Origin of the sequence: Devosia sp. UYZn731, assembly GCF_040546795.1 — a bacterium.
GTDB lineage: Bacteria > Pseudomonadota > Alphaproteobacteria > Rhizobiales > Devosiaceae > Devosia.
In genome coordinates, this window is the sequence record NZ_JBEPOL010000003.1 from 466,594 (window position 1) to 492,084 (window position 25,491).

The following is a 25,491-nucleotide window of genomic DNA, read 5'->3' on the forward strand; positions in this document are numbered from 1 at the left end:
TCAGGCCGTCTTTACCAATGGCGCCAGATAGCGGGCGACGCCGGCAGCCTCATCGGCAGCCAGGCCATGGGTGACCAAGGTTCCGCTGAAGCCAATCGAGGCGAGCAGTTCCACATAACGTGGAAAGTCGATGACGCCTTTGCCCGCCGCCGTAAAGCTCCCGTCGGCCTTTCGGTCCTTGGCGTGCGCCATGACGATCGCATCGTCCAGAACGTGGATGGCTTCGAATATCAAGTGCTCCCGGCGGTGGTCGCTCTCAACCTCAAAAAGATTGGCTGCATCGAGCACGATTTTGATACGATCGCTTTTAAGCGTATCGATTAGCACTCGCGCCTTGTGGGTGGAACTAATGATATTGGATAGTTCCGGCTCGATACCCAGGACCAAGTCGTATTGTTCGGCGATCGGAATGATGCGGCCAAACTCTCGCAACATTTCAATCCACGCCTCCGAAGAGTCGTTTTCGGGATGGCGGCGCCATTGATCCACCGGATCCATGCTCCCTGTGCAAACCGTAACCAGATCAGTTCCCATTGTTCGGGCCTGTGAGGCAATCGCGGCAAATGCGCCCCGACCGTTTGCCCTGACTGCCAAGTCTGGATGGGTCATGTTGTAAGTTGCCGAAACGGCGGCGATCCGAATCCCGGTTGCCGCAGATGCCGCGGATACCGCTGCGGCGACTGCGTCGCTGATTTGGGTTGGCAGAGAACCAATTCCCGAGCAGGCCATATTGTACTGAACTGCCTGGTAACCGGCGGTCGCTGCTTGCTGCAGAATTATTTCCGGCGACGAACCCTCGAAGGTTTTAGCGAATATCCCCAGTTCCATTACACAGCACCGGTGACGTCGGCCAGTTTGACCGACTGCTTGCTGGCGGCCGACTGGGCGATTGCGACCATTCCGCGCACCGAGGCGATACCATCGTCGATATTCGCGCCGACCATGGGTTTGCTATCCAGAATGGTTTCCGCGAACCCTTCGAGTTGGCGGCGATAGAAATGCCCGTCAGCGCCGAGCACGCGACGGGTCTCGGCGGTGCGCTCGTCGAAAATCTCCACATCGCTGCTCTTGAACAACCATGGATTGAAGGTTTTGGCGACAATGCTCCCCATCTCCCCATAGAGCTGAAATCCTTCGTGCCAGTCCATCCGTACGGCAACGGTCAGGTCCAGATGCCCCAAGGTTCCGTTCGCGAATGCAACGTCGATGAACCAGCAATGCGCCCCGAAACGCTCGCTGTGGCGCGCTTCGACTTCGATGATTTCTCCGCACAAATGGCGGGCCGTATCAAGCAGGTGACTGCCATGAGCCAGCATGTAGTAGCGCTGCAGATCGGCCTTCGGATTGGAGGAGGGCTTTCGAGCCATTTCGCTCTTTACCAATAGGGGTTGAACCGCGTCGGTAACGGCGTATCGGTGGGTGGAGTCGCAGTACCAGGCCTTGAACGCCAGTTGTTCGCCCATAGTGGTGTCAACAAACTGCTTGGCGGCCTGGATGCCGGGGTCAAAACGCTTCATATGCCCGACCTGCAGAATTTTGCCTGAATCCGATACGGCGGCACGCAGGCCTTCAACCTCCTCTATCGAAATCCCCAGTGGCTTTTCGCACAACACGTGTTTTCCGGCTTTGAGGGCCGCAATTGCTGCTGGAACGTGAAAAGCGTCCGAAGTAGCGATGATGACCGCATCCAGATCGGGGTCCGCCAGCATGGCATCGTAATCGCTGAACGATTTTTCCGGCCAATGTGTCCATGACATGCGCTCCAACAGGTCGGGTGCAACGTCGCAGATTGCGTAAAGATCGGTGTTGCGCCCCTTGGTGGCACTTTCGAAATGGGCGGCTTGCGCAATCGGTCCCGCTCCCAGAACTCCGACTTTGAGGCGTTTATCTTCCTTTTTGGACATGCTCACTCTCTGGTTCTGATTGCGGTCTTTGAAGGCCGGTCGAGGGGATGGGGTGGGCGCCTTGGTTACCACAGCGTGTAGCCGCCATCTGCAACGACCACCGCTCCGGTCATGAAACTCGATGCGTCCGAGGCCAGGAACAGCGCCACCGAGGCAATCTCGTCGATCCGGCCGAAGCGTGCCATCGGCGTGTTGGTGAGCCACGCATTGGCCATCTCAGGCGCTTCCTGAATGGCGTAAGCGTTCATCGGGGTGTCTATAAATCCAGGCGCGATGGCGTTCACGCGCACCCCGCGGGCACCCCATTCTGCGGCCAGCGACCGGGTCATGTGATGCACTCCAGCCTTGGAAACGTTGTAATGAACATTCATTTGGGGTCGGACGACGATTTCGCCGGCCATCGATCCGATATTGACGATTGATCCGCGGCCCCGCTTCAGCATATTGCGGCCGAATGCGCGGGCGCACCAGAACACGCCATTGAGATTGACATCGATGACGTCGTGCCAGTCCGCGTCGGAGATGTCTTCGCCCCCGGCTCCTGGGCGGCCCACGCCGGCGCAATTGACCAGCACGTCGACGCCTCTATTAGCGTCGATATTTTCCGCGCAGGTCTCGACTGCCGCAATATCGGTAACGTCCAGATGGATGCCACTGGCGTTCGGGCCAAGAGCATGCAGCCCGCCGGACAGAACATCCTGGCTGTAGTCGATAATGGTCACTACCGCCCCAGCTTCCTCAAGCGCCTGGGCGCAGGCGAGTCCTATCGAGCGGCCGCCCCCGGTCACCACTGCGGTCCGGCCAGTGAGGTCAAACTTTTGCGTGTACATTACACGACTTTCTTTTGTTCATTCATTGAGCAAACAATTGAATTTTTGACGATGGACTGTCAAGCTGTTTCGACACAGGTTGATTGATCGCGATAAAAATAGGACAACTCCGGCAAGGAGCGCCATGGCGAACCAAGCATCGATCAAGCATTCAAACGGACGTCAAATTCTCGATCTTCTGCGGATTGAGGGTGCAACCACGCGCGCCGAGATATCCAGACGCCTGGGGATGACGCGATCGGCGATTACCTATCAGATCGAAGACTTGGTGAGGCGGCAGCTGGTTTGCGAGATGGAGCCGGTCGAACGGCAAAAATCTGACATTGGCCGGCCTGGGATCGGCGTTGCCCTGAATAGCTCGGGCGGGCATTTTCTGGGCGTTGAAATCGGCGTCGGCATCATGCGATTTGCAATAGTCGATTTGGCACTGGTACCTGTCATCGAGGAAGCGGTGTCGTTCGACCTCGCCCTGAGCCCCGCAGAGGTGGTGCAACTGATCGTCGCCAGGCTCGGGATGATGCAGAAAAATTTGGCGGTACCGATCAGGGGTGTCGGTCTGACCTTGCCCGGACTAGTTCGCAAAAACGGCTTCGTCGTCCATCTGCCTATCCTTGGCTGGCGAGATGTAAATTTCGCACCTGTGCTCGACGACGCGTTTTCGGTGCCATGGACGCTCTCCAATAATGCCAATGCGGCCGCCTTTGGTCACAGCTACAGTTTTCCCGAGCCGCAAACCTCGATGCTGTTGTTCCTCAAGCTCGGAACAGGATGCGGTGGTGCGATTGTGGCCGACGGACGCTTGCAGACGGGACCTGACGGCCTGGCGGGCGAGTTCGGACATATCCGCATTGCCGGTGACGGCCCGATTTGCAGTTGCGGAAAAATCGGGTGTCTCGAAACCCGAGTCAACTTGCGGGCGCTGGAGCAATATCTCGGCCGGGTTTTGGACGGGCACCAGATCGAAAAATTGGCCGCGTCCGGGGAACTTACCGGCCATCCGGCAATGACGACCTATCTCGCCCATCTGTCTTTGGGATTGGCCGATCTGGTCAACAGCCTGAACCCGGACGCCATTCTTCTGGGTGGCATGCTGGCCCCGCTGCTGCGCCCCAACGTCGAACGGCTGGCCGCTGGCGTGGCGGCCAACGTCGTGCCAGGCTTGACGGTGCCGCCGATCGGCTTCTCCCGGCTCGGCGTCTTCGAATGCGCCATCGGTGCGGCAGCCTTGGCACACCAAGCCTCCCTCGACAACGCCGAGGCCGAATGGCAGGTGCTGATCAGTATCGCCGCCCCGGGAAAAGCCTGATCAGGTATTGAGCGTTTCGATGACGGTGGTGATGGTGCGGGTTTCCTCAGCTGACAAGGTCCCCATGCGCATCCGCGCCTGCCACGATCCTCCAGGGGGGACCTTGACGCTGCGGCCGGCGGCGATTTCCTTGGCGGCTCCTTCAACGCCTGAAGTGGTCGGTAACGCCAATCCGAGACCGCGCTGATCTGGCGTGAGGCAAACCCAGCGGATCGCAGCGGGAAATTCGCAGGGCCGAAACGCGATATAGTCGGACGAACCATCAGGCAGCACTTGCAGGCTGTGCGCCCATCCCGAGCTGTCGGCCCGGTACTTCACCATAAACACGGCTTCCGGGTCGAAGGCGGCCCGGCTCCCTATCCGGTGATGAAGCGCTGGGTTGGCGGCGAGTTTGGCCAGATCTTCGAGGTAGTGTTCGTTGGGGCGTAAATGCGGCGGGATCGAGGTTCGAAGGACGACATCGGTGGGTACGTATCTGGCCGAGTATTTCAGTTCGGCATCATCTATCGGCATGAAATTGGCGTGACCCAGATACATTAGGTCCATGGGGCTGGCCTTCAGGTTCGTCGCCTTCACCTCCATGTCGAACAGAGTACCTTCGGCCGGGATGGTGACTTCGGGGTCGAAGCGATAGCTGGTCGCAAAGGCCAGGGTGTATCTAAATGCACCTCCGACCGACAGGCTAGGGTTCTGCCACGATCCGCCCAGCTCTATGTACGCGTCTTCGTAGCACGCATTGGGCAGTTCGCCGTGCAGTGGATGCCGGTCTTCCGGTCCGGGGGAGCCGATGGCGGTCAGGCCGCAATGGATGAAGAAAGCCCCATAGGCCTCTAAATAATTTTGGCTGTTCACCGGTTCGCTGTTCATTGATTTCATCGTCAGCCTCCTGCCGCCGACGGTGACGGACCAGATTTGCTGTCCTTGAAACGGCAAAATCTCCATGGCCATATCGCGGGTTTCAACCAGAAGGGCCGCGACGCCTGAAGAATAACGCTTCGCTGTAGCCTTGAAGTGAACGCCTTCGAGCAACACCCGGTCGGTATTTCCGAACTGGCCATTAAACAGGCTAAAGCGCACGCTTTCCTCCATCTTTTGCAGTGAATTAATTTAGGAAGTTGCACTAGCGCAGATTGCTATATCTTGTCATCAGGTATGGATTCAGTTTCGCAAGGAAATCTAATGGCAGCCGGCAATGACAGAGCTCCGATGCAGGCTAAAGGAAAGGGCGCCACTTCGATCTGGGTCCGTGAGGCCAATGAACGGCGAGTCCTCTCCGCCCTACGGCGCCACGGGCCCGCAACCAGAGCCGAAATCGCGGCCTACGCCGGCATTACTTTCAATACGACCTGGCGCATTCTGGACTCCCTGCAGTCTCGAGGGCTGGTCCGGGATGGAGGTCGTCGCAAAAAACAGCGGGGTATGCCGCCCTCGGTCATGGAACTGGATCCTGAAGGCGCATATTCCTATGGGGTCATGGTCGACCGCGACAGGATTGAGGTATTGCTCGCCGACTTGACCTCCCAAATCGTCGAAAAGCGCCATCATTCGGTAGATTATCCACTGCCGACGGAGAGCCTGCTGATTGTCAAGCAGTTGCTGGCCGAGATCGATGCCCGTATTACCGACGTCCAGCGCACCAAGATTGTGGGCCTGGGTCTATCGATACCGAACCAGCTTGGGGGATGGGCGGCAGAACTCAGCGTTCCCGCCGAAGCTGTGCCGGCCTGGAATGGGTTCGATTTTCCCGCTGCGCTCGCGAGGGCGACTGGGCTCGAGATTACGGTCGAAAATGACGGTACCGCAGCCGCAGTGGGCGAGATGTTTAACGGATTGGGGCGGACGCTGTCGTCATTCGTCTACCTGTTCATCGGCCCGTCCGCCGGCGGCGGCGTGGTGTTGAATGATGACTATTGGCGCGGCTCGACGGGAACCGCTGGGGACTTCGGACTGACGCCGGTGCCGCCGTCGAAGTTGGCCGCCGTCGGTTTGGGAAAATCGCGCTACCAAATCTTGGCTGGTACCGCCTCGCTGAGCGCCCTGGTCCGGCACCTGCGGCATAACGGTATTGATGCCAGCTATGGCAAGTTGCCCGGATTGTTGGCGCCACACGCCAATCTGGTAGAGGAGTGGATCGACGATGCTCTGGCCGGCTTGGTGCCGACCATGCTCGCGGCGGTTTGCCTGCTGGATCCTGAAGGCATCGTTGTGGCGGGGAGCGCACCACCGGAACTGCTTGCCCGGCTGCGGAGCCGGCTAGCGGCGGAGTTGAACGCAGCCGCTCCAGAAGGCAGGGCGATCCCCCCGATCCTGGAAGGGCAGGTCGGCGAGGATGCCCCAGTTTTTGGAGCGGCAGTTCTGCCGCTCCACCTGACATTCGCCTCAGCCAAGGCGACCAACTAGCGCCGGACCGTCGCCGCCAACGCCAATTGCGGGCCGAGCTGGGCAAGCTGGTTTTGGGCGATGGTAAAAGCTTCGGCAAAACTCGGACTGGCGTCGAGGCCAAGGGCAGAAAACGCCGAAAGTTTTAACAACGCCAAAGGATCGCCTGAGTCCAACAAGGTTTTATCAGTGGCGGTCAGCAGCGGCTCATTGACCGGCAGCGCCGATCTGCCGGTGAGATAGGTCTCAAAACACGCAAGGCAGTGGCTTACCCGCCTCAGGTCGCCATTCTCCTCGGTCAATTCGGTGAGCGTCTTGGACAGAAAGATCGGCAACTTGGCGATGCCGTTGTGCGCAATCCGCAGAAGCTGGTCCCCAACCGCTTTGTTGGCAAAGCGGTCGATCACCATGTCTTTGTATTCTTGCAACGAGACTCCCTCTGGCCCGGTCAAACGCGGAATGACGTCAACCTCCAAAAAGGCATTCAGGTAACCAACGACATTTTCATCTCTCATTGCCTCATCGACCAGCCGGTGCCCGCACAGCAGCGAGGGATAAGACATCATCATGTGGGAAGCATTGAGCATTCGCCCTTTGATGGTCTCGAACTGCTCGACATCCGGACGCAGTTCCACGCCGACTTTTTCGAGTGGCGGCCGGCCGGCGATGAACTTGTCCTCAATCACCCATTGCGTGAAGCTTTCGCCGACCACAGGCGAGCGGTCAGCTATGCCGCTCGCCGTATTGGCGCGGGCGATTTCGGCGGGTCCGACCGATGGGGCGATGCGATCGACCATTGAATTGGGGAACGAGACGTTTTCGTCTATCCACGCTGCCAGCTCCGGGTCGAGTGCCGTCGCGTAACCCAGAACGGCCCGGCGAGAAACGATGCCATTGCTTCGCAGATTATCGCAGGACATCACGGTTAGGCCGCCCATTCCGCGGTCCCTTCGCAGCCTTAAAGCCTGAACGATCAGGCCAAAGGGCGTTAGCGGCTTTTCCGGTGACAACAAGTCGGTGGCAATTGACGGCGTCGAAATCAGGAACGCGCCGCTGCTCTCGTCGAGATTGTAGCCGCCCTCGGTGATTGTCAGCGATACGATGCGAATATGAGGATCGGCAATGCGCTCCACTGCCGCTTCGGGATTGTCGGGCGCGTGCAGGTATTCGATGATTGATCCGATCACGGAACAGGTCGATGTTCCGTTCGTCGCATACTCGGTAAGCGTATAAAGGCAGTCCTGGGCGATGAGATCTTCAGCTTTTTGTGCGGACGCGGCGCCGATACCCATACCGATACCGACGATTGCCCAGTCCTCGTTCTGTCCAAGCTCCAAACACCGGTGGATGTACAGCGCCTCGTGGGCCCGATGAAAATTGCCGACGCCGATATGGGCGATCCCGGCCACGAGCCGACGCCGATCATAGCGTATCGGGTTTACCGGTTCGGGCAACCTTACCAAGGCATTGGCGTCCAGGGTGATGGTGTTGGGCATTCCTTGTCCTTCTTCAGCATTAGGTTTCACTCCACCTCCTCATTGCATCAATTGTTCATTCACTGCAAAAGAAACTTGACAGTCAGCCTGAGAAGCCGTTTTTTATCACGAAAAGCGGCTGCCAAAACGGAGCGAGGAGGCCCCAGTGCTGAAATCACCTGACATGATTCGATCGCAGCCTGAGCGCGTGCGGCGGTGAACAGCATCGCGACATACTCTGCAGCAAACCAAACGCCCAAACTCGTTGCCGCACTTTCCGGAGCGGAGAAGCGGTTCGGTGGAACTGTTGCGCTCAAGCAAGCTTCATTTGGCCTTGCGGCAGGCGAGGTCTTGGCGCTTTTGGGCGAAAATGGTGCAGGCAAGAGCACCTGCGTTAAGTTGTTGGCGGGGGTGTACCAACCCACCCGCGGACAGGTTATGCTTGACGGTGCATCGGTATCTTTCCGATCGCCACAGGACGCTCAGCGGGCCGGCATTGCCGTCATGCATCAGCATCCGGGTTTGTTTCCCGATCTAACGCTCGCCGAGAATGTCTTCTTCGGTCATTTTATTCGGACCGTGGGTGGAACCCTAAACTGGGGAGAAATGGAGAGCCGGACGCAGGAGTTGCTGTCCGCCATCGGTCTTGACGTCTCTTCGCGCACCCGGCTCGATCAGTTGCGCATTTCCGAACAGCAACTTGTCGAAGTCGCACGCGCGCTCTCGAGCGACGCTCGCGTGTTGATCATGGATGAGCCGACCGCCGCCCTGTCCCAACGCGAGGTCGACCGGCTTTTCGGCGTAGTCGACGGTCTGCGTTCGCGCGGCGTGGCGATGATGTTTGTCGGCCATCGGATGGACGAGATCTATAGGGTGGCTGACCGTATCGCGGTATTGCGCGATGGCGCGGTCATAGCCATCAAAAAGACCCAGGATCTCCCCAGGCCCGAGGCCGTGCGCCTGATGGTAGGCCGTGAACTCTCGGCAATTTATCCCGCGCGGAACGCCTCACCCGGGCGGGAAGTGTTGCGGACCACCGACCTGTCCGCTGAAGGTTTCGATGGCATTGACCTTTGCGTCAGGGCCGGGGAAATATTGGGGATTGGGGGCCTTGTCGGCAGCGGACGCACCGAAGTTGCTCGCGTGTTATTCGGAATCGACCGCTCAACACGCGGCGCCGTCGAACTGGACGGCAAGCCTGTTCGGTTCGCGTCGGCTGGCGACGCGATGCGGGCCGGCATCGCTTATGTTTCCGAGGACCGGCTGATCCAAAGTCTGGTCATGGATTTCAGCGTCCGCGTCAACGGCTCGCTGACGGTGCTTGAGAAAGCGAGCCGCTATGGTTTGCTGAACCACACACGCGAAATCGGGCTTATCGCGACGACGCTCGAACGGCTCAAACTGCGCTTCGCGGGCTTCGAGCAACCGGTCAGCAGCCTTTCGGGCGGCAACCAGCAAAAGGTCGTTTTGGCAAAATGGCTGGCCACCAATCCGAAGGTGTTGATATTGGACGAGCCAACGCAGGGCATCGACATCGAGTCTAAGGCCGAGGTTCATGCCATGATCTCCGATCTTGCGGCCGCTGGCATGGCGATCATCCTCATTTCATCGGAAATGCCCGAGCTGCTGGGTATGTGCGACCGTATCGCGGTGCTCCGCGAAGGCCGCAAGACTGCAGAATTCACGCGCGCCCAAGCCACTCAGGAAGCAGTTCTGAAAGCGGCGACCGACTCCATCTCGCCGCAGGCAAACCACCCTGGTGCTGCCTTGGTGGCCGATCACGACCCCGCGCGACGCAGATCGCTGCTAAAATCGCTGTTGCTCAAGCGTGAGGCGGGCCTTGTTGCAGCGATTGCCGTCGTGGCCGTACCGGTCACGCTGATCAACGCCAGAATGCTGAGCCCGACGAACCTGGCATCGCTTGCGATCGACGCCGGATTATTGGCCATTCTGGCCCTGGGCCAGATGCTGGTGATGCTGACCCGCAACATCGATCTTTCGGTGGCGGCGGTGTTGGGACTGGCAGCCTATGGCGCGGCCAGCCTGATGATGGCGATGCCCGATGTCGGTGTGGTTCCTGCGATACTTCTCGCCTGCGTCATCGGTGTGGCCGCCGGTTTCGTGAACGGTTGCCTGATCGCGCTGTGCGAGGTGCCCTCGATCGTCGCCACCCTTGGCACGCTGTCGGTGTTTCGTGGCATCAATAGCCTCTGGGCCGGAGGCAGACAAATCAGTGCCGACAAGGTCCCGCAATATTGGCTGGATTTCGCCACCGGCAGGGTTATCGGGCTGCCGATCATCATCATATTCGCGATTATACTGCTGGCTCTTGCCGCATTCACCTTGACGTCCACGCGCCTGGGCAGGGAGCTTTATGCAATCGGCTCCAATCCCGGCGGCGCTTCGCTGATCGGCATCCCTACTCGTCGACGCGTGATGTTCGCGTTCATTGCCGCTGGCGCGCTGGCGGGACTTTGCGGTGCGCTCTGGGCGTCCCGATATGCCACCGTCGATGCGCGTGTTGCCACTGGCTATGAACTGACCGTCATTGCCGCAGTGGTTGTGGGGGGCGTGGCAGTTCGCGGAGGGTCCGGAACCATTGCAGGCGTCGTGCTTGGCGCGTTGACACTTCTGGTCATCAGAAACGGATTGACCCTGGTCAGGCTCGATCCCTTGTGGCTCCAGGGCGTCTACGGGCTGGTCATACTGGTAGCCATCGCCGTCGACGCTTTTGTGGGAGCGCGTTCACTGACCTCGACCAACGGTCGGAGAATTGCCCCATGAAGCGCATAGGCTCTCTTCGCCGTGTCATGGGTTGGGACCTCATGATAACCGCCGCCGGAATTTTCGCACTAATCTATGGCGCCGCGGCCCAGCCCGGTTTCTTCAGCGGCTTCAATCTCTCTCAACTCATTGCCGGAGTGTCCGAACGGGCCTTGATCGTGCTGCCGATGATGCTGCTGCTGATTGCCCGCGAAATCGATCTGTCGGTCGCCAGCATACTGGCTCTGGGCAGTGTCGTGCTTGGCCTGTTGGTGGCGGCCGGAGTGTCGCCAGCGCTCGCCATACCTGTCGTTGTTGCACTGGGCGCCTGCCTCGGCGCTGTCAACGGAGCCCTGGTGGTGTTTCTTGGCTTGCCGTCGCTGGTGGTCACCCTGGGAACCATGGCCCTCTTTCGAGGTGTCGGTTACATTCTGCTCGGCAGCGGTTCGGTAAACCAGCTTCCCGAGGGCTTGACGAATTTCGGCGTCAATTCGGTCCCTTACACATGGTTGCCACTGACCATCATACCTTTCCTGCTGTTGGCACCGCTTTTCGGCGTCATGCTGCACCTGACGCCAACCGGACGGCGGATCTACGCCATCGGGGGTAATCCGGTCACCGCCCTTTATTCCGGCATCAATGTCAGCGGCATCCGGCTTTGGCTGTTCGTCGCATCCGGCGCTGTGTCGTCGCTGGCGGGGGTTGTCTATACGGCCCGACTTGCCAACGCCCGCGCTAATAACGGCGTCGGCATGGAACTCGACGTCATCACCGTCGCCATGCTTGGCGGCATCAGCGTATTCGGCGGCAAAGGCGGCATCGTTGGTGTCGTCATGGCTCTTGTTCTGGTGGCCGTGGTTCGCAATCAGCTCGGTATTGCGGGCGTCGGCGGCGATGCCCAGGGAACCGTGGTCGGCTTGCTGCTGATAGCCGCGCTTCTCATCCGAAATTTCTCCCGAGCGCTGGGTGGCGGGCGGCTTCGACGCCTGCTCAAGCGTACCGGTGAAACGCCAGCGGTCTAGGGACGCCCGCTCGGTAAACAAAAGTCCCATTGTGGAGGAAATCTAATGAAAAATTCGAATATTCGTGTCTGTCTGGCGCTTTTTGCGGCTCTGGCATTGACCACATCAGCAATAGCGCAGCAATGTGCCACCGTCCCGGTCAAGGTCGGCTTCCTGCCCAAACTTGACACCGACCCCTACTTTCAGGTCGCCGGTGACGGCGCCAGAGAAGCTGCGGCCGAAATCGGCGGCGAGGTTGTGCAGACCGCGCCTAGCCAGGCCACGGCAGAAGCCCAGATCGAATTCATCAACAATCTCGTCGCCCAGCAGGTCGGTGTCATTGCAATCTCGGGCAATGACGCCAATGCCGTGGCGCCCGCGCTCAAGCGGGCCATGCAGCAAGGCGTTCGGGTCGTCTCCTATGACTCCGATGTCGCTGCCGACGCGAGGGCCGTCTTTGTCAACCAAGCCAGCGGTGAGAGCCTCGCACAGATGATGCTTCAGGCCATGGGTGACTTGATCGACAACGAAGGTGACTTCGCGATCCTGTCCTCGACCGCCACCGCCACCAACCAGAATGCGTGGATCGACCAGATGAAGGCGGAACTGGCGAGCAATCCGGCTTACGCCAAGATGAAGCTCGTTCAGATCGCCTATGGCGAGGAGAGCGAGCAGGTCAACCAGCAACAGACGTTGGCGCTTGCGGAGGCCTATCCTGATCTCAAGGGGATAATCGTCCCCGCGGGCATCGGTCTGCCGGCCGCTGCGCGAGCCCTCGATGAAGCAGGCCTAAGCGGGAAGATCAAGCTTAGTGGCTTAGCACCCGCTTCGATGATCAAGAAATACATCGAAGCCGGGACTGTTCAGGATATCTGGTGGAACGTGACCGACCTTGGTTATCTGACCTACTACGCAGCCCAGGCCGTCGCCCAGTGCAAGATCACCGGAAAGGCCGGGGAAACATTCACCGCTGGGCGCCTAGGCGAATATACACTGGGTGAAAACGGCGAAATCATCCTCGGGCCAGCAAAGATCGTGACCCCGGCAAACGTTACCGAATTCAAGTTCTAGACCTCCCTGCACAGGTGTCGGCGGCAGAGCGCTGTCGGCACCGCAAAATCAGGTGATACTTCCGCTAGTTTTCGACGGGCGACATTTCGAAGAAACGTTGGTAGGCAACCGTGGCTGCGCCGATGGCGCATTCGCTGTCTGCGAGGCCCGAGAGTCTAATTTCCGGAATTCGGCTTCCGAATATCACCCGCCGAGCCACGTCGGATTGAATGTTTTTAAGACAAATCTCCAGTACCGGGCGCATGATCCCACTCAACACGACGGTGTTGGGATTGAAGACATTGACCAGCGACGAGATCCCTAACCCCAAATATTTCGCGATGCTCTCGACGGCGTGTTTGCCGCGCTCTTCACCGTTTCGGAATGACGCGGCGACAGTCCTAGGTAATCTTTGAAGCTTGGCCGCTCCAAGCGTGTTGCCGGCACCGAACGCGCGCGCGAGTGCCGATAGGTTTACCCAAGACTCGAGACATCCCAGTTGTCCGCAACTGCACGGATAGCCGTCGTCGCTAACTCGAATGTGGCCAAGCTCGCCGGCGGTTCCGAACGCACCGCGCAATAACTGCCCATTGATGATCGCCGCGCCGCCGCAACCCGTTCCCAGTTTCAGGAAGATCGCCGATCCGGCGGACATCTCCGGATCGGCGTAAACCGCTCCAAGCGCCGCCGCATTGGCATTATTTTCCACTGACACGGGAAGGCTAAGCCTGTCCTCGAGCAGCACACCAAATCCGATATTGCGCCAGCCAAGAATTGGCAGGTTCACGACGTGACCATCGAGATCGACGAGGCCGGGCACGGTGACCCCAACTCCTCGCAACTTGGCGTGGATCGTAGGAGCCGTCTGCAGTTGCTCCACTTTGGCGGCAATCAATTCGACCACGGCCGACGGTGACGAGGCAGGGTCGAATTCGACTTGGGATGTCTGCGCGACGCCAGCCGCAAGATCAATGACGGCGAAGCGCAACAGACCAACACCGACCTCCACCCCCAGAAAATAGGCACCACCCGCATTCAAGCCCACGCCTACACCGGGCCGTCCTGGTTCGCGCGCTGTTTGGTGCGCTTTCGGCAGAGCCATTTGAACGATTAGGTCCCTCGATACCAAATCATTCACGACGCGCGTGATACTGGCCGGGGTCAGCGACAGGAGGCGGGCAAGATCAGCCCTTGTGGTGGGACCTGACACACGCAACGATGCCAATATATTGCGCTCATTTACAAAACGTACCAGAGTTTGGTCCGCCATCATCCATGTCCCATTATTCAATCGCGCGCGGACAGGTAGCCGGCCGGCGCCGGTCGATGCAATGCCCAAGCCTTGCGCCGGCTCTATTTACACCGCGGTAGTGCCGAAATCGTCCAGCGCGCCGACCATATATCGGACGAGTTCCTGGTGGTCGGTTTCTGTGACCCGCTTGTCGCTGACCTTGCGGCCCCGATGCATGACCACAACGCGATCCGCGACAGCGAAAACATCGGGCATCGTGTGGGTTATGAGAATAACCGGCACGTTCTGGCTTTTCAGTTTGCTGATGAGTTCGAGAACCTTCTGCTGTTCTGGAACACCGAGGTTGTTGGTAGGCTCGTCCATGATCATAAGTCGAGCATTCCAGTAGATCGCCCGCGCGATCGCCACTGCTTGGCGCTGGCCACCTGAAAGGCTCTCGATCGGCTGCGTCAAGCTTCTAAACTGAATATCGAGATCGGCAAGGCCCCGTCTGGATTCGTCCAGCATGTATCTGTCGTTGAGCGTCTTGATCAAGCCTCCCCAAAACGATTTTTTCGCCTCGCGCCCTAGAAAAATATTCGCTGGGACGTCGAGGTTGTTGGCGAGGGCGAGGTCCTGATAGATCGTTTCGACGCCCACCGCCCTGGCGTCGATGGGCTTGTTGAAATTAACGGGTTTGCCTTCAAACCGCACTTCGCCTTCGTCGGCTCGGTAAACCCCGGACACGCATTTAATCAGCGTGGACTTTCCCGCCCCATTGTCACCGAGCAGGGCCACGACTTCGCCCGGATAGACATCGAGGTCAACGCCATTAACGGCAGTCAGGCCACCGAACCTCTTGGTGAGGCTTTTCACCGAAAGAATAGGTTGGTTCATTAGTTGCGGCTCCCACGGCGTCCGAGAAAAAGGTCACGTGATTGATCGATGAGCACGGCCGCAATAACGACGATTCCGACAACGATGAACTGCCAGAAGGCTTGCACGTTTAGCATCACCAGGCCCGTGGTGAGCACAGCGATAATCAGGGATCCGATAACGGTCCCGAGAATTGTGCCAGCGCCTCCAGAAAGACTGACGCCGCCGATAATGACCGCCGCAATGGAAGACAATAATAGCGGGTCTCCGATCACTGCCGATCCGGCCGTAAATCTCAACGTCGAGAGGAACCCTGCTACGCCCGCGGTCATAGAGGACAACATGTAAATCTTGATCAAATGGCGATCCACCGGGATGCCGGTTCGAAGCGAGGCTTGAAGGCTGCCGCCGATGGCATAGGTGTGCCGGCCAAACTGGGTGCGACGCAGTAGAAACGCACAAAGCAGGACCACTACTGCCGTCAGCACTACAGGCCAGGTCAAGATCCGGTCCATCTGGCGGAGCAACTCGGCGCTGACCTCCGGGCGCTGGAATGCATAAAAGCCTCCGCCATCACCATGAACAACATAGAACAACGACTCGTTGCCGTAATCCCTTATCCCTTGGGGAAGCCCGATTACTGTGGTGTTTTCAGAGAATAGCAGCGCGACGCCTCGTACGATGAACGACGACCCCAACGTGACGATAAAGGCGGGGACTTTTAGCTTTGCGATGATCACGCCGTTGACGAAACCCACGATGGCGGCAACTCCAACGGCACCCACCAGTCCGAAACACACCGAGGGAAAGAGAGGAACGCCCGCATCAAATGCGGCGCGGATGAAGAGGGCTGAAAACACTGAAGCAAGGCTCATGACCCAGCCGACCGAAAGATCGATTCCGGCCGCGATAATGACAAAGGTTTGGCCCAGGCCCAGCAACAGTACTGGCGTAATGGCGACCAAAATGTTCATGGAATTGCGCAGGGTGAAAAAACTGGCACCACCTACTGCTGGGACGGCAATTGCGAAAAAAGCAATCATCAAGCCAAGAAACACCCAGGCCCACAGGCTGCTAGCCAGAACGAGAAGATTTTGCGGTGATGAAGTTTTGGCACCCGAGGCGCCGGCATGAGAAGCGGTCACGTTATCCCCCGCGTAGCGGACAAAAAGGGGGTGCGTTGTGCACCCCCGTCTGCGTTCAAATTACTTCGTCTGGTAGATGAAGCGGGAGAAATTCGGGTCTGTAACGTTTGACTTTTCGATGATGGCAAAACCGGTTTCGACACGCCTCGGAACGCTTGTTACTCCCTTTGCGTCGGCAACAGCAAACTCCACCGCCAGATAGCCCATATCGAAGGGCTTCTGAGCCAGGGCCATCGACACGACTCCGTTGTTCATCAGCTCGATCGCGTCTTTTGTGGCGTCGTAGGCAACAACCTGAACCGCCCCGCCCAAGCCGGCATTCTGCACGGCCGTACCTGCACCCTGTGCGCTAAAAACATTGGTGCCAAAGACCCCTTTCAAATCGGGATTCTGCTCGATAACGGCGGCTGTCTGCTGCTGAGCCTTGTTCAAGTCGTCAAGGTTGTAGTCCGGCCCAATCACCTTGATCTCAGGAAATTCCGTGGCCATGACTTCTATGAAACCTTGTTCACGCCCTTCAACCGAACTCACATTGGGGTTTGTTGAATTGATATACACCGTGCCTTTACCGGCAAGGGCGTTCCCCAGACCGCGCGCAGCGATACGACCGCCTTCCACATTGTCGGAGCCCACATAGGAAATTGGAAAGGTTACGGGGCCGGTTGCGTAGTTTCCATCGCCAAGGAACGTATCGACCGTGATAACCTTTATGCCGGCATCGACGGCTTGTTGAAGCGGAGCGATCATCTGGTCCTTATCCACCGGGGCGGTGATCAGGTAACTGAGGTCTCCACGCGCGATCATCGCGTCCAAGATCGGAGTTTGGGCCTCGACACCCCAGGTCGGAGGAACTTGAGTCACGACCTCTACGCCTAAGTCCTTGGCCGCCGCTTCGACGCCAAGTTGCATGACTTGGTAGAAAGGATCAACCACCCCAGGAAGAAAGCCGATCTTGATATCGGCAGCCAAAACAGACGGCGAAGCAATAGAAAGCGCTGCGAGCGCGGCAGCTGCAAGCGCGTGAGATGCTCTGAGCATCATAACCTCCCTTGTAGACCGGACGTTGCCGGTTGCACTCTCACACTGGAGGCGGCCCAAAACGTTGTCAATTCATTTCAGACAGAAATAAATTTGGTGCCACGGCAGCTAGGCGTTTTGAGGGGGAACGGCGTTCTCAGGGCCGATTCAATAGATTTATATCTTTAAGAAAGAAATTATTGACAAAAAGGCAAGGCGCGCGCTTATTTGATTTTATCGCCCCGTTAGAGGGCAGACTTGTGGAGGTAATCTTGAAAAATTCGCTGAAGCTCGCACTGGCGGGCAGTCTCGCCGCGCTGTTTTGTTCCCAAGCAGTTGCCGATGACATCATCGGCATCATCACCAAGACAAATACCAATCCGGGTTTTGTCAAAATGCGGGAGGGCGCTGAAGAAGCTGCCGCCAAAGCCGGTCTGGAGCTGCGCTCGTTTGCTGGAAAGTATGACGGCGATAACGACAGCCAGGTCCAGGCCATAGAAAACCTGGTCGCCTCGGGCGCCAAGGGTATCCTGATTACCCCAAGCGACACCAAGGCCATCGTTCCCGCGGTCCAGGCGGCCCGCGATGCCGGCGTGCTCGTCATCGCGCTCGATACGCCTCTGGAGCCCATCGACGCAGCGGACATGACCTTTGGCACCGACAACTTCAAGGCTGGCCAGCTGATCGGACAATGGGCAGCAGGCACTCTGGGGGATAGGGCGGCAGGTGCCAAGATTGCCTTTCTTGATCTGGCCGTGAACCAGCCAAGTGTGGATTATCTGCGCGACCAGGGCTTCATGGATGGCTTCGGTATCGACATCAAAGATCCCAAGAAGTACGGCGACGAAGACGATGCACGCATCTGCGGCCACGAAATGACCGGCGGCGCCGAAGATGGCGGCCGGACCGCGATGGAAACGCTGCTGCAGAAATGCTCGGACGTGAACGTGGTTTATACGATCAATGAACCCTCTGCCGCCGGTGCCTGGGAAGCTCTCAAGGCTGTCGGCAAAGATGATGGCAGCGTCTTGGTGGTGTCGATTGACGGTGGTTGTCCCGGCGTGCGCAACGTGGCGGAGGGAATCATTGGCGCGACCTCGATGCAGTTCCTCAAAAACATGGGATCGATCGGCGTCGAAGCCTTGGACAAGTACATCAAGTCCGGTGAGAAGCCGGTCGCGACCCCCGGCCTGTCCTTCTTCGATACCGGCGTAAAACTTATCACCGACAAGCCAGTAGCCGGCGTTGAATCGATCGACACCACACAGGGCCTGGAGCTGTGCTGGGGCTAAATCTCCCGTCCTCAGCCTGCGTTCCGGAGGGCGGCGTCCTGTTGTCCCTCCGGAACGATATTAATGGAGCCCTAGATGAGCGATGATCAACTCGGAGTAGCCTCGGCCGAAAGCGGCCTCGCAGGAAGTGCTTCCAGCGTAGCCTCGTTCGATGAGGACATGGCCTCTCCGATTCGGCGGATCCAGCATTACCTGCACGCCAATCCGACCGCCATTCCATTTGTCGTCCTGCTTATCGGGACCGCGATATTTAGTGTGACGGCCGGTGCCAAATTCTTTGCGCCGTTTAATCTTTCCCTAGTCCTGCAACAGGTTACGGTAATTGGTGTTTTGGGTATTGCGCAGACCCTGATCATCCTCACCGCAGGCATCGACCTCTCTGTGGGCGCGATCATGCTGCTGTCATCTATCGTGATGGGCAGGCTGGCTGTGGTGGTCGGCGTGCCGGTGGAAGCGTCGTTCGCAATTGGTTTGGCGACCGGTCTGATCTGCGGCCTCTTTAACGGCATCCTGGTGGCGCTGATCAAGTTGCCGCCTTTTATTGTCACCCTGGGCACCTGGTCGATCTACGGCTCGATGGTGATTTTCGTGTCCCAATCCGAAACCATCCGCTCACAGGATGTTGCGGAAATCGCGCCCTTTCTGCAGTGGTTGGGAACCCGTATGCCAATCGGTGCGGGCGCAGTCCTGACGCTGGGGACGGTCGCGATGCTGCTGGTTGCGCTTGTTCTCTGGTACGTGCTCAACCGCACCGCTTTTGGGCGTCATCTTTATGCAACTGGCGATGACGCGGAGGCGGCGCGCCTTGCTGGCATAAACACCAACGCTATCTTAATAGCGGTCTATGGGGTGGCGGGTTTGATCTGCGCGATTGCTGGCTGGGTGAGCATCGGCCGCATTGGTGCAATTTCACCTCTTGGCGGGCAGAACGCCAATCTTGATGCCATCACAGCTGTGGTTATTGGCGGAACGTCCTTGTTCGGTGGTCGTGGCTCGATCGTGGGCACTCTCATCGGGGCGCTGATCGTCGGCACTTTTCGCAACGGGCTTGCTCTCGCGGGCGTTGACGTCCTGTGGCAGGAATTCAGCGTCGGCAGTTTGATCATCCTGGCGGTCGCCGTTGACCAATGGATCAGAAAGGCCTCGGCATGACACTGTCACCTCCATCTTTGAAGCCGGTTCTGTCGGCGCGGGGCTTGCAGAAACGCTATGGGCGCGTCGTTGCGCTAGACGATGCGGACTTCGATTTGATGCCTGGAGAGATCCTGGCGGTCATCGGAGACAACGGTGCCGGCAAAAGCACCCTAATCAAGACGTTGTGCGGCGCGGTCATTCCCGACAGAGGCACGATCGAGCTTGACGGCAACCCCGTACATTTCCGCTCGCCGATGGATGCCCGCAAGGCCGGAATCGAAACAGTCTATCAAAATCTCGCACTTTCTCCGGCGTTGTCGATTGCCGATAACATGTTCCTCGGGCGCGAAATCCGATCCCGAAGTCTTTTCGGTCAGATGTTCGGGTCCCTTGACCGTCGCAAAATGAGCAGCATGGCGCGGGACAAGCTGTCCGAACTTGGGCTTTTGACCATTCAGAACATAAATCAGTCTGTTGAAACCTTATCGGGTGGCCAGCGCCAAGGCGTGGCAGTTGCACGCGCTGCTACGTTCGGCTCCAAAGTTATCGTCATGGACGAACCGACCGCTGCCTTGGGCGTAAAGGAAAGCCGCCGCGTTCTCGAACTTATCCTGGGCGTTAGGAGCAAGGGCATGCCGATCGTGCTGATTTCCCATAACATGCCCCACGTATTCGAAGTGGCCGACAGGATCCATATTCACCGGCTCGGCAAACGCATTGCGGTTGTAGATCCAAAAACATTGTCAATGTCTGACGCCGTAGCGATCATGACCGGCGCCATGCAATCCAAAACCTAGTGAAGAGGACCTTCAATGTTGGAACCCGAAGGCGTATTTATCTCCAATGCGACTGGTGAACTGTCGTCAAGTACTGGACGCTATACCAAACGCCTCAGCGAGTTGCGAGCGATATACTCGGACAAGCTCGCCTTACAACGCACGGTCGAAGATCAGGGCGATCCGGTCGCCTATGAAGTGGTCGAATATCGCAAGGAAGGCAGCGACATCTTCTTTGGCACCACCATCATGCATCCGGGGACGGTAGCTGGCGAGTTCTACATGACGCGTGGTCACTTTCACGAGCGGCGCGACATGGGCGAAATCTACTATACGCAAAGCGGCCATGGGCTGCTGCTGCTGGAGTCGCGGGACGGCCATACCCGGGAGGTGGAGATGAACCCAGGCGTGTGCGCCTTTATCCCGCCAGACTGGGCGCATCGCTCGGTCAACATCGGTACGGAAAAGCTCGTCTTCGTCTGGTGCTGCAATCAGGCCGCCGGGCATGACTACGGCGACATCCTTCGGCGCGGGATGCGCAACCGCGTGTTCCAGGCTCCCGGGTCGTTTGCGGTCGTCAAGAGTCCTGAGTACGAATGAAACCGATCGACGTACTGGTTTGCGGGGAAGCGCTGGTCGACAGGTTCTACCTTCGCACGCCGCATGGGCTGGTGCTTGAGCGTTCGCGGCTCGGCGGCGCTCCCATGAATCTTGCGGTCGGGTTGGCCCGGCTCGGCTTTGCGGTCAAATTCTATTCCGGGATTTCCACCGACGAGATTGGCCAGTCGCTGGTCGCCTTTCTTGATGCGGAACACGTGGATATTTCCCCCGCGGAGCGATCTGCGGCACCGAGTATGATTAGTTTGGTGGAAGCCGACGATCACGGCCATCCAAGCTATAGTTTTCCTGTAACGAACGGAGCCGACCGACAGCTTGATGGAACGGGTGCGCTAGCACTTGCGCCTTCGGTGCTGGCTTTGGGTTCATATCTGACTGCTATTCCGGAAACGCGCGAGGTGTTCCGTCGGATTGCAACGGCACAGTACCGGCACTCGCTAGTTTGTTATGACGTCAATATACGTCTTTCCCTGCTGCCTGATCGAACGCTCTGGCTAAGTGCCTTCGAGCAATTGCTGCCGGTCACCGACATTCTTAAAGTCAGCAGCGAAGACCTGGTCAGCCTATATGGGCCATCGGTAGATATGGACCGGATGGTTCGAGATCTATTGGGACGGGGGCCGAAACTCGTTTTCCTTACCCTGGGCCCGTCTGGCTCAAAAGCTTTCTCGCACTTAGATGAAGCGTGTCAGTCCGCCGCAGCGATAACCGTCGTGGATACCGTTGGGGCGGGCGACAGCTTTTTTGCCGGGGTGCTTTGCAACCTTGCAGGTCAGGGCCTACTGGAGCGCGCTCTGCTCGACCGGGTCAATACCGAAGGACTGAAGCGCGCACTGCGTTTCGCGACCGCTGCTGCGGCCGTGACCTGTTCGCGCGAGGGCGCCGATCTTCCCAGTCGGTCCGAAATTGAGGCGTTCTTAGATATTTGGCCGGCGGGCCATCACTAACCGCAGAGCGCGTGCGGAGCTGGAGCATCTAATGTGCCTTGCAAAAAAAACTGCACTTGTAGTTGGTGGCGCAAGCGGCATCGGCCTCGCTATAGCCAAAATGGCGAAACAAATGGGGGCAAAAGTGGTTGTTGCCGATCGCGACAATGACGCTAGCTCCGGCCTGGACTTTCGCCGGTTGGACGTGACGGAACTGGATCAGATCGCCACAACGATAAATTCTATCGACACGACATACGAAGGGATAGACGTTCTTTTCAACTGCGCTGGCGTTTGGGGCATGGAGCCGCTTCTGGAAGTGACGCCAGCCGCCTTTGATCGGTTGTTTGACGTCAATGTGAAGGGCCTATTTTTTGTCATGCAAGCGGTTGCAAAAACCATGGTCTCCCGCGCCCGAGCTGGAGCCATAGTCAACATATCGTCCCAAGCGGGACGTCGCGGCGAAGCCGACTCGCCGATCTATGCCGCGACCAAGGCTAGCGTCATCAGTTTAACGCAATCGGCAGCGCTCGCGTTGGTTAAAAGCAGCATACGAGTCAATTCGATTGCACCCGGCGTAGTCGACACGCCGATGTGGAAAAGCGTCGATGATGCCTTCGCCCGACGCGATGGCGTCGAACCCGGCCAAAAGACGAAACAGGTACTGGCTGGCATTCCGATCGGACGCCTCGCTACGACCGACGAAATCGCGGCCGCCGCGATCTATTTGGCATCCGATCAGGCCCGTTATATCATTGGCCAGACGCTGAATGTAGATGGTGGCTCATATCTCAGTTAAGTGGTTACGGCATCGGACCGAGAAACTCTGCATCGATCAATTTCTTAGAAGTCATGCCCGTGCTGGGGTGGTCAGGTTGACCTGAGCCCAACATCGCTTTTCTGTCTTTTGCGCTTGCCCGACTGGGGCAAGGTGGGCCCTTTTAAACAACACCGCCGCCAGTCGCCGACCGGGCTGTGCGTCACGCCGGGTCCGGTGTGCTCAATGCTGGATCGCGATCATCGCTTCCCGGTCAACCCACCGTCCAAGGTGACAGGAATGGGTCCTGGGGATTTCATTTCGTGCATCACCGCGAGCGTTTTGAAACTGCGGATCCACTCGTCCGCCGAAAACAGGCGCTGAGCGAGTTTGATAACGCCTTCCATGTCTCGGGGCAATAATCTTGAGGGCAAAGTCGAAGTCGCCAGTCAGGTGCCAAGCTTCCAAGACCTCAGGCTCCTCCTGCAGCTTTCGCATGATCTCCTAGATGGTACGAGCACCTTCACGTTCGAACATTACAAGCACGATCATCGACCGCGACCAGCCTAAGGATCGCGGACGCATGATCGCGACCTCGCGCACGATTACCTGGCGCACCACCCGATGGCATGGAACGGCAAGCGCGATCGCGTTTGATGCGCAGGCACTCGCGACCGCACGCACTTTCTTGGGCTCGCCAACGCGCCGAGCCAGTTCGGTATAGGTGATCGTCGTGCCAACTGGAATTGCACGCAGGGCTTTCCAGACCCGGCACTGGAAAGGCGTGCCGCGCATATGGAGAGCAAAATTGAGAGTGTCGTCGGGGGAGCCGACGAACCGCAGAACCTTGCTCGTATGTGCCTTGAGCGCAGGAGCGTCAACCTCGTCTTCAAGCAGGCGCCAGTCGGCATGTCCGCTAGCCACAAGCTGACGGACTCGCGCCATCACCACGGCCTTGGCGGGGTCCGCATGGCCAACACGGCTTGCGTCGACGAAAGGCCGTCGCCCGACACCTCGGCGCCCAGCTCAGCAGGTTGATTATCTCGATCGTCGAGCCAGCTCCGCCAGGTGATAGTGACGAATTCAGTGTGTAGTCAATCACGTGAAATGCCCTGGGCATCGAACTCCCTCATTTGCGACAATTTGCGCTCAATTGGTTGGAGGATTCCAGGTCTGCAACCCGACTAAGCCGAACGCAGCGGCTTCTTGGGGGCAACACTATTCCTGCACGGCATAATGCCGCAACGCCACCGCGCGGATACCCGGCCTTTGAACGAGCGGAGGGCCGGCTCTTCGTTTTTCGTCGGGTTGGCGAACGTTTTGAGACAGTTCCGCGCGCACGCATACTTCCATAATTTCCTTGACGCCCGAAAACCTAAGTGCCAGCATCGTCCGTAACAAGAGTATATATTCCAATATTAAGGAATATGATAGGGGAACGAGGATGAAGCACTTTGTATTGGCTATCGCTACCAGCCTGGTGGCGCTGTGTTCTGCAAACTCTCTTGCCTATGCCCAAACTGCCGGCGGCGTGATCGACGTGGCGACCATTGGCGAGCCGCCAACGCTTGACCCGATGGCCTCGACCGCCGACCTCGTCGGCATCATCACCCAGCACATTTATGAGACGCTTTACACCTTCGACGCCGACTGGGGGCCGACGCCGCTGCTTGCGGCTGCGCTGCCGACGATCTCGGAAGACGGGCTGACCTACAGCATCCCGCTCCGAAGCGGCATCAAGTTCCACGACGGCAGCGACATGACCTCGGCTGACGTCATCGCCTCGCTCAACCGCTGGATGAAGCTGGCTTCGCGCGGCAAGCAGACCGCTGAAATCATCGCCAGCATCGAAGCGCCCGACGATGCCAGCGTGGTCATCACGCTCAAGAAGCCCTATGCGCCACTGATCGCGCTGCTCTCGCTCAACAACTCCGCCGCGATCATCATCCCAGAGGAAAATGCCGCCCAGGATCCGCTCGAGGCATTCATCGGCACCGGGCCCTATATGCTCAAGGAGCGCGTGCCGGATCAGTATATCCAGCTGGCCCGCTTCGACGGCTATCATCCGCTAGAGGGCGAAGCCAATGGCTACGGCGGTGCACGTCATCAATATCTGGACGAAATCCGCTTCGTACCGGTGCCCGATCCTAATACCCGCGTCGAGGGCGCAGTGTCCGGCCAGTTCGCCTATGCCGACTCTATCCCGGTTGAAGCCTACGACCGCATCGCGGGCGGCGCGACGGAGCCGGTGGTGCTGAAGCCATTCGGCTGGCCGGCCTTCATCTTCAACACCAAGGAAGGCCTCAGCTCCAACATCCTGATCCGCAAGGCGGTGCAAGCTGCTTTGGCGCCCGAAGACATGATGCTTGCGGCCTATGGTTCGGAGGATTTCTTCACCATCGACGGCGCCTTCTATCCTGAGGGATATGCCTGGCACACCGAAACCGGCACCGAACCCTATGTTCCCGCCGGCAATACCGAAGCCGCCAAGGCGTTGCTTGCCGAGGCCGGATATGACGGCACGCCGCTGCGCATCCTCACCAGCCGCCAATATGAGTTCCACTACAAGATGGCGCAGGTGGCCCAGGCCTACCTTGAGGCTGCCGGCTTCAAGGTGCAGATGGACGTCGTCGAATGGGCGACGCTGACCACCAATCGTGCCGATCCGAAGCTGTGGGACATCTACATCAGCCATAGCCCGTTCCTTTCCGAACCGGCCCTGATGGGGGTGATGAACGATACCTCGCCCGGCTGGTGGGTATCCGACGCCAAGCACGCGGCGGTTGAAGCGTTCAACGCTGAAGTCGATCCGGCCAAGCGCGTCGAACTCTTCGCAGCCGTACAGAAGGTCATCTACGACGAAGTCCCCCTGTTCAAGGTTGGCAACTTCAATGCGCTGGCCGCCCAGGCACCAAATCTCGATGGTATGGTCCCCGCACCATGGCCATACTTCTGGAACGCTTATCTGACCTCCAAGTAAGCGGGCCGTCGAGCCACCCGCCGCGGTTTCG

Annotated in this window: 24 protein-coding genes; 12 read left to right on the top strand and 12 right to left on the bottom strand. The window is 58.5% G+C overall.

Going from position 1 to position 25,491, the window contains the following annotated elements; translation table 11 throughout:
- The 3 genes from ABIB57_RS10145 to ABIB57_RS10155 all read right to left on the bottom strand — a co-directional run bounded on the left by ABIB57_RS10145 (position 1) and on the right by ABIB57_RS10155 (position 2,734).
- Positions 1-828: a sugar phosphate isomerase/epimerase family protein gene (locus tag ABIB57_RS10145; RefSeq protein ID WP_354040477.1), complete on the bottom strand. Its 828-nt coding sequence runs from the start codon at positions 826-828 to the stop codon at positions 1-3.
- The gene (locus tag ABIB57_RS10150) at positions 828-1,904 is read right to left on the bottom strand and encodes a Gfo/Idh/MocA family protein (protein WP_354040479.1); all 1,077 of its coding nucleotides are present in this window, start codon (positions 1,902-1,904) and stop codon (positions 828-830) included. The genes ABIB57_RS10145 and ABIB57_RS10150 overlap by 1 nt, the downstream gene beginning before the upstream one ends.
- A 65-nt stretch (positions 1,905-1,969) precedes the next feature.
- Positions 1,970-2,734 carry an SDR family NAD(P)-dependent oxidoreductase gene (locus ABIB57_RS10155; protein ID WP_354040481.1) on the bottom strand — a complete coding sequence of 255 codons (765 nt, stop codon included), beginning with the start codon at positions 2,732-2,734 and terminating at the stop codon, positions 1,970-1,972.
- A 124-nt stretch (positions 2,735-2,858) separates the two neighbouring features.
- Between ABIB57_RS10155 and ABIB57_RS10160 the strand changes: the two genes are divergently transcribed.
- Positions 2,859-4,040 (top strand): ROK family protein, encoded by a 1,182-nt coding sequence (locus tag ABIB57_RS10160; RefSeq protein WP_354040483.1) that lies wholly within the window; start codon positions 2,859-2,861, stop codon positions 4,038-4,040.
- Here ABIB57_RS10160 and ABIB57_RS10165 read toward each other — a convergent pair whose 3' ends face one another.
- Positions 4,041-5,117, bottom strand: a complete 1,077-nt coding sequence (locus ABIB57_RS10165) for a DUF4432 family protein (protein ID WP_354040484.1) — start codon at positions 5,115-5,117, stop codon at positions 4,041-4,043.
- 102 nt (positions 5,118-5,219) lie between these two features.
- Here ABIB57_RS10165 and ABIB57_RS10170 point away from each other — a divergent pair, with 102 nt between their 5' ends.
- Entirely contained in the window at positions 5,220-6,440 is a 1,221-nt protein-coding gene (locus ABIB57_RS10170; protein WP_354040486.1) for an ROK family transcriptional regulator, read from the top strand.
- Here ABIB57_RS10170 and ABIB57_RS10175 read toward each other — a convergent pair.
- Both ABIB57_RS10175 and ABIB57_RS10180 read right to left on the bottom strand, forming a co-directional pair.
- Positions 6,437-7,915 carry a mannitol dehydrogenase family protein gene (locus ABIB57_RS10175; protein ID WP_354040488.1) on the bottom strand — a complete coding sequence of 493 codons (1,479 nt, stop codon included), beginning with the start codon at positions 7,913-7,915 and terminating at the stop codon, positions 6,437-6,439. The genes ABIB57_RS10170 and ABIB57_RS10175 overlap by 4 nt on opposite strands.
- Positions 7,916-7,974: 59 nt before the next feature.
- The gene (locus ABIB57_RS10180; RefSeq protein WP_354040622.1) at positions 7,975-8,211 is read right to left on the bottom strand and encodes a hypothetical protein; all 237 of its coding nucleotides are present in this window, start codon (positions 8,209-8,211) and stop codon (positions 7,975-7,977) included.
- Between ABIB57_RS10180 and ABIB57_RS10185 the strand changes: the two genes are divergently transcribed.
- From ABIB57_RS10185 to ABIB57_RS10195, 3 genes are read left to right on the top strand one after another with little or no spacing between them, the layout of a single operon-like run.
- Positions 8,111-10,678, top strand: a complete 2,568-nt coding sequence (locus ABIB57_RS10185; protein WP_354040490.1) for an ATP-binding cassette domain-containing protein — start codon at positions 8,111-8,113, stop codon at positions 10,676-10,678. The genes ABIB57_RS10180 and ABIB57_RS10185 overlap by 101 nt on opposite strands.
- On the top strand, positions 10,675-11,679 hold the full coding sequence (locus ABIB57_RS10190; protein ID WP_354040492.1) for an ABC transporter permease: 1,005 nt from the start codon (positions 10,675-10,677) through the stop codon (positions 11,677-11,679). The genes ABIB57_RS10185 and ABIB57_RS10190 overlap by 4 nt, the downstream gene beginning before the upstream one ends.
- Before the next feature lie 45 nt (positions 11,680-11,724).
- Positions 11,725-12,729 carry a rhamnose ABC transporter substrate-binding protein gene (locus ABIB57_RS10195; RefSeq protein ID WP_354040494.1) on the top strand — a complete coding sequence of 335 codons (1,005 nt, stop codon included), beginning with the start codon at positions 11,725-11,727 and terminating at the stop codon, positions 12,727-12,729.
- Positions 12,730-12,793: 64 nt separating this feature from the next.
- On the opposite strand, the gene ABIB57_RS10200 is transcribed toward ABIB57_RS10195, so the two are convergent.
- The 4 genes from ABIB57_RS10200 to ABIB57_RS10215 form a co-directional block, all read right to left on the bottom strand.
- Positions 12,794-13,978, bottom strand: a complete 1,185-nt coding sequence (locus ABIB57_RS10200) for an ROK family protein (RefSeq protein ID WP_354040496.1) — start codon at positions 13,976-13,978, stop codon at positions 12,794-12,796.
- Positions 13,979-14,065: 87 nt separating this feature from the next.
- On the bottom strand, positions 14,066-14,836 hold the full coding sequence (locus ABIB57_RS10205; protein ID WP_354040498.1) for an ATP-binding cassette domain-containing protein: 771 nt from the start codon (positions 14,834-14,836) through the stop codon (positions 14,066-14,068).
- A complete protein-coding gene (locus ABIB57_RS10210; protein ID WP_354040500.1) occupies positions 14,836-15,960 on the bottom strand; it encodes an ABC transporter permease in 1,125 nt (374 codons plus the stop codon). The genes ABIB57_RS10205 and ABIB57_RS10210 overlap by 1 nt, the downstream gene beginning before the upstream one ends.
- A gap of 60 nt (positions 15,961-16,020) precedes the next feature.
- A complete protein-coding gene (locus ABIB57_RS10215) occupies positions 16,021-16,998 on the bottom strand; it encodes an ABC transporter substrate-binding protein (protein WP_354040501.1) in 978 nt (325 codons plus the stop codon).
- 251 nt (positions 16,999-17,249) lie between these two features.
- Between ABIB57_RS10215 and ABIB57_RS10220 the strand changes: the two genes are divergently transcribed.
- The 6 genes from ABIB57_RS10220 (at position 17,250) to ABIB57_RS10245 (ending at position 22,522) form a co-directional block, all read left to right on the top strand.
- Positions 17,250-18,269 (top strand): substrate-binding domain-containing protein, encoded by a 1,020-nt coding sequence (locus tag ABIB57_RS10220; RefSeq protein ID WP_354040613.1) that lies wholly within the window; start codon positions 17,250-17,252, stop codon positions 18,267-18,269.
- A gap of 75 nt (positions 18,270-18,344) precedes the next feature.
- A complete protein-coding gene (locus ABIB57_RS10225) occupies positions 18,345-19,421 on the top strand; it encodes an ABC transporter permease (protein ID WP_354040503.1) in 1,077 nt (358 codons plus the stop codon).
- Positions 19,397-20,200 carry an ATP-binding cassette domain-containing protein gene (locus ABIB57_RS10230; protein WP_354040505.1) on the top strand — a complete coding sequence of 268 codons (804 nt, stop codon included), beginning with the start codon at positions 19,397-19,399 and terminating at the stop codon, positions 20,198-20,200. Before ABIB57_RS10225 ends, ABIB57_RS10230 begins: the two co-directional genes overlap by 25 nt.
- Before the next feature lie 15 nt (positions 20,201-20,215).
- Positions 20,216-20,779: a glucose-6-phosphate isomerase family protein gene (locus tag ABIB57_RS10235; protein ID WP_354040507.1), complete on the top strand. Its 564-nt coding sequence runs from the start codon at positions 20,216-20,218 to the stop codon at positions 20,777-20,779.
- On the top strand, positions 20,776-21,744 hold the full coding sequence (locus tag ABIB57_RS10240; protein WP_354040509.1) for a PfkB family carbohydrate kinase: 969 nt from the start codon (positions 20,776-20,778) through the stop codon (positions 21,742-21,744). The genes ABIB57_RS10235 and ABIB57_RS10240 overlap by 4 nt, the downstream gene beginning before the upstream one ends.
- Positions 21,745-21,775: 31 nt before the next feature.
- Positions 21,776-22,522 (top strand): SDR family oxidoreductase, encoded by a 747-nt coding sequence (locus ABIB57_RS10245; RefSeq protein WP_354040511.1) that lies wholly within the window; start codon positions 21,776-21,778, stop codon positions 22,520-22,522.
- Positions 22,523-22,723: 201 nt separating this feature from the next.
- Here the strand turns inward: ABIB57_RS10245 and ABIB57_RS10250 are convergent, their stop codons facing one another.
- Positions 22,724-22,978 carry an Lrp/AsnC ligand binding domain-containing protein gene (locus ABIB57_RS10250; protein ID WP_354040513.1) on the bottom strand — a complete coding sequence of 85 codons (255 nt, stop codon included), beginning with the start codon at positions 22,976-22,978 and terminating at the stop codon, positions 22,724-22,726.
- A gap of 6 nt (positions 22,979-22,984) precedes the next feature.
- Entirely contained in the window at positions 22,985-23,425 is a 441-nt protein-coding gene (locus ABIB57_RS10255) for a methylated-DNA--[protein]-cysteine S-methyltransferase (protein ID WP_354040514.1), read from the bottom strand.
- Between the two features lie 499 nt (positions 23,426-23,924).
- On the opposite strand from ABIB57_RS10255, the gene ABIB57_RS10260 reads away from it, so the two are divergent.
- Positions 23,925-25,460: an ABC transporter substrate-binding protein gene (locus ABIB57_RS10260; RefSeq protein ID WP_354040515.1), complete on the top strand. Its 1,536-nt coding sequence runs from the start codon at positions 23,925-23,927 to the stop codon at positions 25,458-25,460.
- Positions 25,461-25,491 lie beyond the last annotated feature (31 nt).

Coding starts and splice junctions, on each gene's coding strand:
- ABIB57_RS10260 (WP_354040515.1), top strand. CDS start 23,925: ATGAAGCACTTTGTATTGGCTATCGCTACCAGCCTGGTGGCGCTGTGT.
- ABIB57_RS10145 (WP_354040477.1), bottom strand. CDS start 828: ATGGAACTGGGGATATTCGCTAAAACCTTCGAGGGTTCGTCGCCGGAA.
- ABIB57_RS10240 (WP_354040509.1), top strand. CDS start 20,776: ATGAAACCGATCGACGTACTGGTTTGCGGGGAAGCGCTGGTCGACAGG.
- ABIB57_RS10225 (WP_354040503.1), top strand. CDS start 18,345: ATGAGCGATGATCAACTCGGAGTAGCCTCGGCCGAAAGCGGCCTCGCA.
- ABIB57_RS10215 (WP_354040501.1), bottom strand. CDS start 16,998: ATGCTCAGAGCATCTCACGCGCTTGCAGCTGCCGCGCTCGCAGCGCTT.
- ABIB57_RS10255 (WP_354040514.1), bottom strand. CDS start 23,425: ATGGCGCGAGTCCGTCAGCTTGTGGCTAGCGGACATGCCGACTGGCGC.
- ABIB57_RS10150 (WP_354040479.1), bottom strand. CDS start 1,904: ATGTCCAAAAAGGAAGATAAACGCCTCAAAGTCGGAGTTCTGGGAGCG.
- ABIB57_RS10205 (WP_354040498.1), bottom strand. CDS start 14,836: ATGAACCAACCTATTCTTTCGGTGAAAAGCCTCACCAAGAGGTTCGGT.
- ABIB57_RS10235 (WP_354040507.1), top strand. CDS start 20,216: ATGTTGGAACCCGAAGGCGTATTTATCTCCAATGCGACTGGTGAACTG.
- ABIB57_RS10170 (WP_354040486.1), top strand. CDS start 5,220: ATGGCAGCCGGCAATGACAGAGCTCCGATGCAGGCTAAAGGAAAGGGC.
- ABIB57_RS10250 (WP_354040513.1), bottom strand. CDS start 22,978: ATGCGAAAGCTGCAGGAGGAGCCTGAGGTCTTGGAAGCTTGGCACCTG.
- ABIB57_RS10175 (WP_354040488.1), bottom strand. CDS start 7,915: ATGCCCAACACCATCACCCTGGACGCCAATGCCTTGGTAAGGTTGCCC.
- ABIB57_RS10160 (WP_354040483.1), top strand. CDS start 2,859: ATGGCGAACCAAGCATCGATCAAGCATTCAAACGGACGTCAAATTCTC.
- ABIB57_RS10245 (WP_354040511.1), top strand. CDS start 21,776: ATGTGCCTTGCAAAAAAAACTGCACTTGTAGTTGGTGGCGCAAGCGGC.
- ABIB57_RS10195 (WP_354040494.1), top strand. CDS start 11,725: ATGAAAAATTCGAATATTCGTGTCTGTCTGGCGCTTTTTGCGGCTCTG.
- ABIB57_RS10200 (WP_354040496.1), bottom strand. CDS start 13,978: ATGGCGGACCAAACTCTGGTACGTTTTGTAAATGAGCGCAATATATTG.
- ABIB57_RS10155 (WP_354040481.1), bottom strand. CDS start 2,734: ATGTACACGCAAAAGTTTGACCTCACTGGCCGGACCGCAGTGGTGACC.
- ABIB57_RS10190 (WP_354040492.1), top strand. CDS start 10,675: ATGAAGCGCATAGGCTCTCTTCGCCGTGTCATGGGTTGGGACCTCATG.
- ABIB57_RS10230 (WP_354040505.1), top strand. CDS start 19,397: ATGGATCAGAAAGGCCTCGGCATGACACTGTCACCTCCATCTTTGAAG.